The 12,241-nt window shown below is 57.0% G+C and carries 11 protein-coding genes; 7 read left to right on the forward strand and 4 right to left on the reverse strand.

Annotation, left to right across the window (positions count from 1 at the left end; genetic code table 11):
• Positions 1 to 3: 3 nt before the first annotated feature.
• A complete protein-coding gene (gene lnt, locus AYT24_RS06770) occupies positions 4 to 1,605 on the reverse strand; it encodes an apolipoprotein N-acyltransferase (protein WP_010933164.1) in 1,602 nt (533 codons plus the stop codon).
• Here lnt and AYT24_RS06775 point away from each other — a divergent pair.
• Both AYT24_RS06775 and AYT24_RS06780 read left to right on the forward strand, forming a co-directional pair.
• A complete protein-coding gene (locus tag AYT24_RS06775) occupies positions 1,604 to 1,867 on the forward strand; it encodes a hypothetical protein (protein ID WP_164927041.1) in 264 nt (87 codons plus the stop codon). The two genes, lnt and AYT24_RS06775, sit on opposite strands and share 2 nt — an antisense overlap.
• Entirely contained in the window at positions 1,840 to 2,940 is a 1,101-nt protein-coding gene (locus tag AYT24_RS06780; protein WP_010933165.1) for a bacteriochlorophyll a protein, read from the forward strand. Before AYT24_RS06775 ends, AYT24_RS06780 begins: the two co-directional genes overlap by 28 nt.
• A gap of 167 nt (positions 2,941 to 3,107) precedes the next feature.
• Here the strand turns inward: AYT24_RS06780 and AYT24_RS06785 are convergent, their stop codons facing one another.
• Positions 3,108 to 3,512 carry a MerR family transcriptional regulator gene (locus AYT24_RS06785; protein ID WP_010933166.1) on the reverse strand — a complete coding sequence of 135 codons (405 nt, stop codon included), beginning with the start codon at positions 3,510 to 3,512 and terminating at the stop codon, positions 3,108 to 3,110.
• Between the two features lie 67 nt (positions 3,513 to 3,579).
• On the opposite strand from AYT24_RS06785, the gene AYT24_RS06790 reads away from it, so the two are divergent.
• Positions 3,580 to 5,334, forward strand: a complete 1,755-nt coding sequence (locus AYT24_RS06790) for an ABC transporter ATP-binding protein (RefSeq protein WP_010933167.1) — start codon at positions 3,580 to 3,582, stop codon at positions 5,332 to 5,334.
• On the opposite strand, the gene AYT24_RS06795 is transcribed toward AYT24_RS06790, so the two are convergent.
• Positions 5,318 to 6,745, reverse strand: coding sequence for a B12-binding domain-containing radical SAM protein (locus AYT24_RS06795; protein WP_164927042.1), 1,428 nt, complete (start codon positions 6,743 to 6,745; stop codon positions 5,318 to 5,320). The two genes, AYT24_RS06790 and AYT24_RS06795, sit on opposite strands and share 17 nt — an antisense overlap.
• Positions 6,746 to 6,750: 5 nt before the next feature.
• Positions 6,751 to 9,387 (reverse strand): DNA mismatch repair protein MutS, encoded by a 2,637-nt coding sequence (gene mutS / locus AYT24_RS06800; RefSeq protein WP_010933169.1) that lies wholly within the window; start codon positions 9,385 to 9,387, stop codon positions 6,751 to 6,753.
• A gap of 155 nt (positions 9,388 to 9,542) precedes the next feature.
• Here mutS and AYT24_RS06805 point away from each other — a divergent pair, with 155 nt between their 5' ends.
• From AYT24_RS06805 to mdh, 4 genes are all read left to right on the forward strand, one after another.
• Complete coding sequence (locus tag AYT24_RS06805; protein WP_010933170.1) at positions 9,543 to 9,980, forward strand: hypothetical protein; 438 nt, start codon at positions 9,543 to 9,545, stop codon at positions 9,978 to 9,980.
• An 88-nt stretch (positions 9,981 to 10,068) separates the two neighbouring features.
• The gene (gene rplU, locus AYT24_RS06810) at positions 10,069 to 10,356 is read left to right on the forward strand and encodes a 50S ribosomal protein L21 (protein WP_010933171.1); all 288 of its coding nucleotides are present in this window, start codon (positions 10,069 to 10,071) and stop codon (positions 10,354 to 10,356) included.
• 36 nt (positions 10,357 to 10,392) lie between these two features.
• Positions 10,393 to 10,647: a 50S ribosomal protein L27 gene (rpmA, locus tag AYT24_RS06815; RefSeq protein WP_010933172.1), complete on the forward strand. Its 255-nt coding sequence runs from the start codon at positions 10,393 to 10,395 to the stop codon at positions 10,645 to 10,647.
• 466 nt (positions 10,648 to 11,113) lie between these two features.
• Positions 11,114 to 12,046: a malate dehydrogenase gene (gene mdh / locus AYT24_RS06820; protein ID WP_010933173.1), complete on the forward strand. Its 933-nt coding sequence runs from the start codon at positions 11,114 to 11,116 to the stop codon at positions 12,044 to 12,046.
• Positions 12,047 to 12,241 lie beyond the last annotated feature (195 nt).

The raw sequence follows: 12,241 nt of genomic DNA on the forward strand, positions 1-12,241 counted from the left end.
CTACTACCGCTTTCTCACCGCCGCCACCAGCGCCAGCACACCTGCAATCCCCAGACATACGTGGGGCACCAAATCCGGATGGGCCGTGTAAAAAGTGATCCTGCTTTCAAGCGGCACATCGGCAGTCAGCACCGACTGTTGCCACCAGGGCGTTTCAGCATAACTGCGCCCACAGATATCGTAGAAAAGGGTCACGCCAGTATTGGCGCAGCGGGCCATAGCACGGCGGTTTTCGATGCAGCGGAGCCTGTCGATAGCCGCATGTTGCCACGGGCCATACGATGTACCATACCAGCCATCGTTGGTAACAAGCGTCAAGAACTGCGCACCTCGCCTGACAAACGTCGATACCTGACCGGGAAAAATCGATTCATAGCAGATAATGTTGGCCATCCTGACCGGCTGACCGTCACGGCTCGTGAAGTGCATGACCGTAGCTTCCCGCCCTTTCGCCCAGCTCGATATTCCTGACATCGAAAAGCTGAGCCTCTCCAGCCAGGGGAAATATTCCGAATAGGGAACCCGCTCTCCGAAAGGCACCAGGCGCATCTTCCGGTAAATCTGCACCGGCCCGCCTGCCGGATGCAGAAGCATGGAGGCATTGTAAGCGGCATACTCCGCCCCGGAAGCAGCCACAGCCTCGCCCCTCGCAGAGTTCGGAAAAACCGGCACCTCATCGGGAAATCCGGTCAGCAAGGGGGTATTCCAGCGCATGACCATGCGCCTGACCGAGTCCATGTAGGGCTTGTTTTCCGGCAAGCGGATATAAAACGGTATGGCGGTTTCCGGCCAGATGATCAGCTCCAGACGCTCCCCGCGCACCGATTGCCCGGTCAGGCTGTATAGCCGTGACAGGGTCTCTTCCGGGCCGAGGCCATCCCATTTTTCGTGAGGATCGATATCAGGCTGCACCAACGCAACACGTACTTTAGGGGAAGTATTATCCAACGCCGTATTCCGGAAAACCTGACGCGCGTAAAGAAGCGGAGTAGCAATCATCACAAGCATGACCATTACGATACCCACCTTCACCTGAAACGACTCCTTTTCCATGAAAAGCAACAGCACAAGCACATTGAAAGTCAACAGCCAGAAACTAACGCCCCACACGCCCGTCACATCAGCATACTGTACCATCCAGAGCAGATTGGCCTGCGAATTGCCGAAGGTCAACCACCCGAGCGAAAAATCCTGCTGCATGTAAGCCCACTCCCACCCCGTCCATATAAAAGGCAAGGCAAGCAGGGCTGATCGAAAACCGGCTCTTTTCTTGAAATAGTAGAACACCACCAACGGCACGACTGAAAAAAGAGACTGCACAAACACGGTGAGAATGCCGCCAACAAAGGTTGCGAGGCATACCCACCAGAGCGCGATAAGACAGAACAAAAGCATCGACATCCAGCTCTTTCTGAAAAAAGGGCCAAAACGTTCTTCGTGTTCAAGTGAAAGCAATAACGGCACCAGAGCTATCCATGCAAGAGGTTCGAGATGGACGGCAGGCCAGGTCGGAAAGGATATCCCGAGGAGCAGGCCGCTCAGGAGCGGCAGAAAAAAAGGTTTCGAAAGTAAACGAGACAAGGCGCCTCTATAAGCGCCATTCATGACTGACACCCCTTTACAAGACATGATAATGGGCAGAAACAGCTCGCCTGAGTCAATGCAGACACTATTGAAAGGAAACGGAAAGAAGGTCGCCGGAAGCCGGGAAGAGACATATTTTACTTTACTTATTAATATTTATTCTTTAAATTTGTTTCAAGTTGTTATAACAGGAAGCAACCCAGTGTTTTTCCTGAAAATACATTTTAAAACGCCACCAGAAAAAGGAGAATCATTATGGCTCTTTTCGGCTCAAACGACGTGACGACCGCTCACTCCGATTATGAAATCGTACTTGAAGGCGGTTCCAGCTCCTGGGGAAAGGTGAAGGCTCGGGCTAAGGTCAACGCACCTCCGGCTAGCCCACTGCTTCCTGCAGACTGCGATGTTAAGCTGAATGTAAAACCGCTCGATCCGGCAAAAGGTTTCGTTCGCATCTCCGCCGTTTTCGAGTCGATTGTCGACAGCACAAAGAACAAGCTCACCATCGAAGCCGACATCGCCAACGAAACCAAGGAGAGAAGAATCTCCGTCGGTGAAGGCATGGTCTCGGTTGGTGACTTCAGCCATACCTTCTCCTTTGAAGGCTCTGTTGTGAACCTGTTCTACTACCGTTCCGACGCTGTCCGACGCAACGTGCCCAACCCGATCTACATGCAGGGCCGTCAGTTCCACGACATCCTCATGAAAGTTCCGCTCGACAACAACGACCTCATCGACACCTGGGAAGGCACTGTGAAAGCCATTGGCAGCACCGGTGCTTTCAACGACTGGATCCGTGACTTCTGGTTTATCGGTCCCGCCTTTACTGCTCTGAACGAAGGTGGTCAGAGAATTTCGAGGATCGAGGTCAACGGTCTGAACACCGAGAGTGGCCCCAAAGGTCCGGTCGGCGTTTCCCGCTGGCGCTTCTCGCACGGCGGTTCCGGTATGGTCGATTCCATCTCCCGCTGGGCAGAGCTCTTCCCGTCCGACAAGCTCAACAGGCCGGCACAGGTCGAAGCAGGTTTCCGTTCCGACTCTCAGGGTATCGAAGTCAAGGTTGACGGTGAATTCCCCGGCGTCTCGGTCGATGCAGGCGGCGGCCTCCGCAGAATCCTCAACCACCCGCTCATTCCGCTGGTTCACCACGGTATGGTCGGAAAGTTCAACAACTTCAACGTTGACGCCCAGCTCAAGGTCGTTCTTCCGAAGGGCTACAAGATTCGCTATGCCGCCCCTCAGTACCGTTCGCAGAACCTCGAAGAGTACCGCTGGAGCGGTGGCGCTTATGCCCGCTGGGTCGAGCACGTCTGCAAAGGTGGCGTCGGGCAGTTTGAAATTCTCTACGCCCAGTAAGCGAGAAACAACAATTTCGAATGCAAAAAAAGACCGGCGCGAAGGCCGGTCTTTTTTTTACTGACTGAAAACCGAGTCAGACCCCGATTTTGATAACGATTTCAGTTAAGACATTTACCGCAGAATCAATATGAGCAAAAGAAGCTCATATCCGCCTCTTTTTTCGGTCATCCCAGAAGCTCCAGAATATCCTCAATCTCGTCCTTGATTTCAAGCAGCAGCATTCTGCGGCGCTCTCCGGTGATCTCGTACTCCTTCTGCTCCCTCAAAAGCTGCTTTTGCAGCTTCAGTATCTCGTTGGTTTTGTGATCGGCACCATCATGATCAACCTTGCCGCCCTTGACCATCTGGCTCGCCTTGTTCAGCTTGTACCCTTTTTCGTACACCAGATCCTTGATATTGAGCACCATGGCAATATCCCGGTTGGTGTAGCGCCGGTTCCCGCGAGTGTCTCTTGCCGGAGCGAGCTCGCTGAAATAGTCCTCCCAGTAGCGGAGCAGGTAAGCGGGAATGCCGGAAATCCGGCTCACCTCACCTATCGAATAGTAACTTTTGCTTGATTCAAAGGCCATCGTCGAAGTCCGTTTTGATTTCGCTTCACTTATTATACATTAAGTGCGTCACATCAAAAAAGAACGGATGAAAAATCTGCTGGCCCTGCGCCCATATCTCTTCCGCTACCGGAAATCGCTTGCCGCGGGCATCGCGTGCGTCATCGCCACCAACTTTTTCGCCGTCGCCGCACCGCGTTATCTCGGCGAGGCGATCGACCTCATGGGCAAGCCGTTCGAGATGCACGAAATCCTGCACAAGATCGGCCTCTACATTCTGTTCGCCGCCCTCAGCGGCATCATGCTCTACCTTGTTCGCCAGCTCATCATCGTCACATCCCGGCATATCGAGTTCGACCTGAAAAACGACTACTACTCGCACCTGCAAACCCTCTCCACCTCGTTTTACGACACCACCGGATCGGGCGAACTGATTTCACGCGGCACCAACGACCTGAACGCCATCCGCGACTTTCTCGGGCCGGGCATCATGTACTCGATCAATACGCTTTTCCGGCTGCTCTTTGCCATCGGCGCGATGCTTGCCATCTCCCCGCTCCTCACACTTTTCGCACTGCTTCCTGCGCCATTTCTAAGCTGGTCGGTTTACAAAAGAGGAGTGTCGCTCCGGTTTCAGTCGAAAAAAATCCAGGAGAACTACGCCTCCATCACCAACCTTGTGCAGGAGAACATCTCCGGCATCAGGGTGGTCAGGAACTACAATCGCGAGGAGTGGGAAACCAGCCGGTTCGAGGCGCTGAACCAGGACTATTACGACAAGAACCTGCGGCTCGGCAGAATCCAGGCGGGCTTCATGGCGGTGCTGACCGCGCTGACCGCGCTCTCGCTGATTCCGGTCATCTGGGCGGGCGGCCTCGGCGTGATGAACGGCACAATGACCATCGGCGACATCGCCCAGTTCGTGGTTTACGTAACGATGCTGAGCTGGCCGATCATCTCGATCGGCTGGGTGACAAATATCATCCAGAAAGCGGCAGCAGCGCAGGGGCGGCTGGATGAGATTTTTAATACGAAGCCGGATATCGTCGAACCGGCATCCAGGCAAACGAGCGAGACAAAGAAGCCGCTCAAAGGCGAGCTGGCGTTCGAGCATGTCAGCTTCGCCTATCCCTCGCAGCCCGAGCGCGAAGTGCTGCGCGACATCTCGTTCACCGTCGAACCGGGCACGAAAGTGGCCATCGTCGGCGCGACCGGCTCCGGAAAATCGACGCTCGTCAACCTTATTCCGCGCCTGTACGACCCGACGAGCGGGCGCATCACCATCGCCGGGCAGGATATAAAATCCCTGTCGCTCGGCGTGATCCGGCGCACCATCGGCTTCGTGCCGCAGTCGAACTTCCTCTTTTCGGACACGATCCGCAACAATATTGATTTCGGCAGCAACGGCGGCGGTATCGACGTGATTGAGGCGAGCCGCATCGCCATGCTGCACGACGACGTCGAGGATTTTCCGGACGGCTTCGACACCATGCTCGGCGAAAAGGGAATCAACCTGTCGGGCGGCCAGAAGCAGCGGGCCTGCATCGCGCGGGCGCTCCGGTGGCACCCGTCGATTCTCGTGCTCGACGACGCGCTCTCGGCAGTCGATACTGCCACTGAGGCCAGCATCTTTGACGGCTTGCTCAAGAAGCTGCCTGAAACCACCATCGTGCTCATCAGCCACCGCATATCGACAGTCCGGAACTGCGATCGCATCATCGTGCTGCACGACGGCGCCATCGCCGAAAGCGGCACCCATGAAGAGCTGCTCCAGAACGGCCGCTACTACGCGGACCTCTACATGCAGCAGATGCTCGAAGAAGAGATCAGCGCACTGAGCTGAGTTCCGCGAGCTGCCGCCGCAAGTCTTTCCTCGACAACCCGTACATGTGCACGTAGAGCATGTTGAACATCAGCACTGCCGAGCGGAGCGTGGGTGCGCGCATTGCCCGTTTGATAGCTCGGCGCGGAGTAAAAACTTTCGAGGTGAGCTCGGTGTAGCTCGGGATGAACTGGTCGAGGCTCATCTGCTTTGGATAGTAGAGCATCTCCTGCCCCCACGAAAAGCGGAAGGCGTCGTGGTCGTGGCTGGGGTGCAGAAGCCGTCCCTCGGCAGCGAGGCGGTCGAACACGCCGGTGCCCGGAATCGGGCGCAACAGGTTGATGCCCGGCACGTCAACACCCGCCTCATCGATGAATGCATCGATCCGCTCCGGCATGGCGAGCGTGTCGCCGTCGAGGCCGTAGATGAAACTCCCATAGACGCAGATGCCTGCCTTGCGAATCTCCTGGATACAGCGCACCTGACGCTCGGCAGGGTTATGAAATTTGTGATGCGCCCGGTTACTTTCGTCGGCAAGGCTCTCGATGCCGACCAGCAGCGCCCCGCAGCCGGAGCGGGAGAAAATGTCAAGCAGCTTCGGATTCTCGCCAAGCAGCGTGGTGGCCTGCCCGACCCACTTGATGTTGAACGGAATCAGCTTCGAGAACAGCTCCAAGGCGTAGGCTTCGTCGGCGTTGATCGTGTCGTCGAGAAAGAAGAAGATGCGCTTGTCCTCGCGCAGGAATGCCTCCACCTCGCGCACCACTTCACCAACCGGACGGTGCCGCAGCTTGTGGCCGTTCATCACGTGCACGCTACAGAAATCGCAACTGTAGGGGCAACCGCGCGTGGTCTGCACGACGTTGGTCGTGAAGTAGCGGTTGATCTGAAGCGCGGATTTATCGACCGGGCGCGGCGCGGAAAGGTCGGGAAATGCCCCCTGCCGGTACTCCGGCTTGAGCGCACCGCGACGCAAATCTTCGAGCACTTCGCGCCACAAATCGTCGGCCTCGCCGATCACAAGCACATCGCCGTGCTCGCGGCAGCGTTCCGGAAAAATCGAGACGTACGGCCCGCCCAGCACCACCGGTACGCCGCGCTCGCGAAACAGCGATGCCACCTCGACGGCCGGTTTGACCGCGCCGGTCTGGACGCTGATGCCGACCAGATCCCACGACCTGTCGAGCGGCAGCTTGTCGAAACGAAGGTCGCAAATCTCCTGCCGGACGCCGAGGACTTCGACCGAACTGAGAATCATGAGCGAGAGCGGCGGGATGGCGAACTGCGCCCGCTTGATGACAGCGCTCATGGCGCGATCTTTCAGGAGGGCGAGGCCGGATTTGGGCGTGCTTTCGAGCGAAGCCGCGCCGTCCACGCCGCTGGAGGCCTGCACGAAAACGAGAAGAACCGAGAGAGGACGACGTTCGCTCATGTGCATCACGCTCCTTTGCCGAGCGCGATCTCTTGCAAGCGCTTCAGCTCCATCAGCGCGTCAAGCGGCGTGAGGCGGTTGATGTCGATGCCGGAGAGCGCTTTGCGCAGGCGGCTCTCTTCCTCCTCGAAAAGCGAAATCTGTCGCGACTCGACCCGGAGCGGCAGAGCTTGGCGCTGCACCGGCACCTCAACCTCGCGCCGCTCCATGCCGGCCAGAATCTCCCGCGCCCGCTCGATCACCTCCGGCGGCATTCCGGCCATTTTGGCCACCTCGATGCCGTAGCTGTTGTCCGACGCGCCGCGCACGATCTTGCGCAGAAAGATCACCGTGTCGGCGGTCTCGACCACCGTGGCGTTGAAGTTGACGATCCGCTCGAAGCGGCTCTCCAGCTCGGCCAGCTCGTGGTAGTGCGTGGCAAAGAGCGTGCGGGAGCGAAGCTGGTCGTGGATGTACTCGCACATCGACCAGGCGATGGACATGCCGTCGAAGGTGCTGGTGCCGCGCCCGATCTCGTCGAGCAGCAGCAGGCTGCGCTCGGTGGCGTTGTTGAGGATGCTCGCCGCCTCGTTCATCTCGACAAGGAAGGTGCTCTCGCCGGAGGTGAGGTTATCCGACGCGCCGACGCGGGTGAAAATGCGGTCAACGAGGCCGATCTCGGCAGACTCGGCGGGCACGAAACAACCCACCTGCGCGAGCAACACCACAAGGCCTACCTGCCGCAGGTACGAGCTTTTACCGGCCATGTTCGGGCCGGTGATGATGAGCAACTGCTGTTCAGAACCGACCTGGCAGTCGTTGGCGACGTACGGTTCGTCCGCGCCGAGAATGCGTTCGAGCACGGGGTGGCGGCCCGCCCTGATCGACAACTCCGTGCCCTCGTTCATCACCGGACGGCAGTAGCCGAACTCGTCGGCGCAGCTCGCGAAGCAGGCGAGGCAGTCGAGTTCGGCAAGCGCGGCGGCGGTGGTCTGGATCGAGGCCGCCTGCTCGGCAATCATCGCACACAGCTCTTGAAAGAGCTGGTGCTCGAGCAACTGGCTTTTCTCCTCGGCGGTCAGGATTTTCTCCTCATACTCCTTCAGCGCCGGAATCGTGTAGCGTTCAGCGTTGACCAGCGTCTGCTTCTTTTCATAATACTCTGGAACCTTGTCGCTGTTGGCGCGACTCACCTCGATGTAGTAGCCGAACACCTTGTTGTACTGCACCTTGAGCGTGGAAATCGAGGTGCGCTGCCTCTCCTGCTGCTGGATTTCGAGAAGCCGGTCACGCGCCCCGGACGAGATCGCCCGCAGTTCGTCCAGCTCCGCGTGATACCCGGCTCGGATGTAGCCGCCGTCGCGCAACGTGCCGCTTGCCTCGGCATCGAGCGCCTTCTCGATGGTTTCGGCCAGCTCCGGCAGCGGATCGAGCCGCAGGGCCAGTTCGCGCAACCGGAGCGACTTGCTGCCCTCGAGCAGCGATTTGAGCTGTGGAATCATCGCGAGCGACGAGCCGAGCTGGCGCACCTCCCTCGGCATCGCCCGCGATGTAGCGATGCGGGCCAGCGCACGCTCCAGATCGATGATTCCACCGAGCATCCCGCGAATTCCCTCACGCATCTCCGGTGCGTCGAGCAGCTCCCCAACCGCGTCGTGCCGCCGCACCACCGGCTCCAGCTTCCGGAGCGGATGCAAGAGCCAGCGCCGGAGCAGCCGCGCCCCCATCGGGTTTTTCGTCCGGTCGATCACTTCGAGCAGGCTTCCGTTCAGCGAACCATCCTGCATCGAGGAGATGATTTCGAGATTCCGACACGTCTGGATGTCGAGCGTCATGGTCTCGCCGCTTTCGACAAGACCGATCCGCACGAGGTACTTCAGGCTCCCCTGCTTCGCCTCTTCGAGGTACTGGAGAATAACGCCCGCTGCGATCCGTCCGGCCTCGTACCCTTCGATGCCGAAACCCTTGAGCGAATGAGTCTTGAAATGGTTTTCCAGCACCCTCGCCGCCTGTTCTTCGGTAAACATCCACTCGTCGAGCGTCGTGAAGAGCGCGCCGCTGAAAAGACTTTTGGCGAGGGATTCGCGAAGCTCCTTGTCACGCGAAGAGATCAGAATCTCCGACGGGCGAAGCGACTGGAGAAAATCCTTCAGCTCGCCAAGCGGCAGTTCTGTCATGCGAAACTCGGCAGTGGTCACGTCCACAAATGCCACGCCCGCCATGTGCTCGCGCCCGCGCTTCACCGGCGCAACGGCACAAAGATAGTTGTTGTGCCGGTCGTCGAGAATCTTGTCGCTATAGGTGATGCCCGGCGTGACGATGTCGGTGATCTCGCGTTTGACGATCCCCTTGGCCAGCGCCGGGTCTTCCACCTGGTCGCACACGGCCACCTTGAACCCCTTCGTCACCAACTTGGCGATGTACCCCTCGCTGGCGTGATGCGGGAACCCGGCCAGCGGAATCTCGCCAGCCCCGCCATTCGAGCGCCGGGTCAAGACGATATTCAGAGCCGAGGAGACCGTAACGGCGTCGTCAAGAAACGTTTCGTAGAAATCCCCCACGCGGAATAGCAGCAGATAGCCAGGATAACGCTCCTTGACCTCGAGATACTGGCGCATCATCGGTGTCGGTTCTTTTGTGCGGCCCTGAGCGCTTTTTGCCATGATGAGATCGCGGGATGAGATTGTCGTGTGCTGAAAGGAAAATTAAGCTAAAGCAGCGGCAATAAATATACAAGTCCGCAAGAAAGCTTGAAAAGCTCTGAGCAACTCCATATTTTGGATTACCATTTTATCCGGCAATCAACCATCGTTCTCTCATGGACTTTCACGCTCTTCTGCGCGTCATACACATCACGGCCTTCGCCGCCTGGTTCGGCACGATCTTCGCAACCCTTTTTCTGCTGAAAACGCTCGAACCCGGCCTGACCGGCGAGAAAAAGCAGGCCGAAGAGTACTCGCTGCTCCTGCGCCGTTTCATCAAGCTCGAAACGAAGGTGGCCGACGTGGCGGTCATTTCGGTGCTGCTTTCCGGCCTGCTCCTCGCGCACTTTTACGAAGGATGGCATCCGTGGGTCTTTGTCAAGATAGGCCTGATGATCCTCCAGATCGCCCTCACAATGGGCTACATCATCAAGGCAATCCAGCCCATCACCTACCCCTGCGACACTGCGAAATATCGCGCCTGGTACCGGCTTTTCACCATCTCGTTCAGCATGTTCGGCATCGTGCTGCTCGTAACATTTTTTCTGCGCTGAACATCTCTGTGAAAGATCAGGGTAACGATTTGAAAAACAGTTTCTTTCTTGTATATTCTTGCTCTTTATCACCAAACTATTACTAATGATGCAGGCGCTGATCGAGATTTCCGACAAACAGTATCTGGTAAAAGCGGGCGACAAGATTTTTGTTCCCAAGCAGAAGGCCGCCGCGGGCGACGTTATCGAAGTGAAGACTCTCATGCAGGTCAATCAGGCGGATTCGGCCCTGAAAGCAGGCACCGCAACGATCAAAGTTCTTGAACACGTCAGGGACGAGACCATCATCGTCTTCCGCAAAAAACGCCGCAAACGTTTCCAGAAACGCAATGGACACCGCCAGCACATGACCCAGGTCGAAGTGCTGTCACTCTGAACGAACAGGAATTGATAACACAAATTTTTTTATCTCATGGCACATAAAAAAGGTGGCGGATCGACCAAAAACGGCCGCGACAGCAATCCGAAATACCTCGGCGTGAAAGCCGCCGGTGGCTCTGTGGTCAACGCAGGCACCATCATTCTCCGTCAGCGCGGCACGGCTATCAAGCCGGGCAACAACGCAGGCCTCGGCAGGGATCACACCATTTTCGCCCTCGTCGATGGCACCGTTCACTTCAGGAATGGCCGCAACAACAAAAAGCGAGTCGATATCATCCCCTCCTGATTTGGACGGAGGCATTACGCTTATATTGAAAGCAAGCCGGCTCACAAGCATGAACGGCTTGCTTTTTTTACACTCCCCGCGGGGAGCATCCCGATACATCGCCGATTGAAACGCTCTACTGGCCCTCAGGGCACAGGTGCCGAACATCCCTCGCCCGAACACTGACCTGAGCGTTTCACCTGCGGCTTCTGCTACGAACAGGAAGCGCTGGATGTCTTGATGCATATTCCCGGCAAGACACCTATTGCCGAACGTATTGAATCAAGTTTCTTGAGCACACAGTGTAGATTTCCGCGGAAATTCGTTTCTATGAGGTTTAAAACCACTCAAGGCACCGGCTTGTTCAAACAGACCGAGGTGGTGAAAACTCCATGATTTTCAGCGGCTTCACTGATTCTAAACATGTCCCCTGCGGCTACGAGGCAAGGACATCATTCCAACAGAAACCAAAACCCGTAAGTGCATTATGAAAATCACCGTTATTGGCGCAGGCAACGTTGGGGCAACCACGGCTTTCCGTCTTGCAGAAAAACAGCTTGCAAGAGAGCTCGTGTTGCTCGATGTCGTCGAAGGCATACCTCAGGGAAAAGCACTTGACATGTACGAAAGCGGCCCGGTCGGCCTGTTCGACACGAAGGTAACCGGCTCAAACGACTATGCCGACACTGCAAATTCCGATATCGTCGTCATCACCGCCGGTCTGCCGAGAAAACCAGGCATGACTCGCGAGGATCTGCTTTCGATGAATGCCGGTATCGTCAGGGAGGTGACCGGACGGATCATGGAGCACTCGAAAAATCCGATCATCGTGGTGGTTTCCAACCCGCTCGATATCATGACGCACGTGGCCTGGCAGAAAAGCGGATTACCGAAAGAGCGGGTCATCGGCATGGCCGGTGTGCTTGACTCGGCGCGCTTCCGCTCCTTCATCGCCATGGAACTTGGCGTTTCGATGCAGGATGTGACCGCATGCGTGCTCGGCGGCCACGGCGACGCAATGGTGCCGGTAGTCAAATACACCACGGTGGCAGGCATTCCGGTTGCCGACCTCATTTCCGCAGAAAGGATCGCGGAGCTGGTCGAGCGCACCCGCACCGGCGGCGCAGAGATCGTCAACCACCTCAAGCAGGGTTCGGCATTTTACGCTCCGGCAACATCGGTGGTCGAAATGGTAGAGTCGATCGTGCTGGATCGCAAGCGCGTGCTGACCTGCGCTGTAAGCCTCGACGGGCAGTACGGCATCGACGGCACCTTCGTTGGCGTCCCGGTCAAGCTCGGCAAAAACGGCGTCGAGCACATCTACGAAATCAAGCTCGACCAGAGTGACCTCGACCTGTTGCAGAAATCGGCAAAGATCGTCGATGAAAACTGCAAAATGCTCGATGCATCGCAGGGCTGACCAAGCGACATCTTCCGCGTAGTGCGGACAAAGACGCGAAAATGAAAAGAGGCTGTCACGGAATCCAGACCGTGACAGCCTCTTTGTGTTTATAATATTTTGAATGGCTGCAAAGTGTCCGGGAAAGTCCCGACGGCATCCGTCACATCCACAGATTCCATGAGGAGAATCGCTTCTCGCGGATTTTATCCAAAA

It is taken from the genome of Chlorobaculum tepidum TLS (assembly GCF_000006985.1).
GTDB classification, from domain to species: domain Bacteria; phylum Bacteroidota; class Chlorobiia; order Chlorobiales; family Chlorobiaceae; genus Chlorobaculum; species Chlorobaculum tepidum.

What these genes read in the sequence shown, in the direction of transcription:
- AYT24_RS06775 (WP_164927041.1), top strand. Translation starts at nt 1,604, where the DNA reads ATGACTGACACCCCTTTACAAGACATGATAATGGGCAGAAACAGCTCG.
- lnt (WP_010933164.1), bottom strand. Translation starts at nt 1,605, where the DNA reads ATGAATGGCGCTTATAGAGGCGCCTTGTCTCGTTTACTTTCGAAACCT.
- AYT24_RS06780 (WP_010933165.1), top strand. Translation starts at nt 1,840, where the DNA reads ATGGCTCTTTTCGGCTCAAACGACGTGACGACCGCTCACTCCGATTAT.
- AYT24_RS06785 (WP_010933166.1), bottom strand. Translation starts at nt 3,512, where the DNA reads ATGGCCTTTGAATCAAGCAAAAGTTACTATTCGATAGGTGAGGTGAGC.
- AYT24_RS06790 (WP_010933167.1), top strand. Translation starts at nt 3,580, where the DNA reads ATGAAAAATCTGCTGGCCCTGCGCCCATATCTCTTCCGCTACCGGAAA.
- AYT24_RS06795 (WP_164927042.1), bottom strand. Translation starts at nt 6,745, where the DNA reads ATGAGCGAACGTCGTCCTCTCTCGGTTCTTCTCGTTTTCGTGCAGGCC.
- mutS (WP_010933169.1), bottom strand. Translation starts at nt 9,387, where the DNA reads ATGGCAAAAAGCGCTCAGGGCCGCACAAAAGAACCGACACCGATGATG.
- AYT24_RS06805 (WP_010933170.1), top strand. Translation starts at nt 9,543, where the DNA reads ATGGACTTTCACGCTCTTCTGCGCGTCATACACATCACGGCCTTCGCC.
- rplU (WP_010933171.1), top strand. Translation starts at nt 10,069, where the DNA reads ATGCAGGCGCTGATCGAGATTTCCGACAAACAGTATCTGGTAAAAGCG.
- rpmA (WP_010933172.1), top strand. Translation starts at nt 10,393, where the DNA reads ATGGCACATAAAAAAGGTGGCGGATCGACCAAAAACGGCCGCGACAGC.
- mdh (WP_010933173.1), top strand. Translation starts at nt 11,114, where the DNA reads ATGAAAATCACCGTTATTGGCGCAGGCAACGTTGGGGCAACCACGGCT.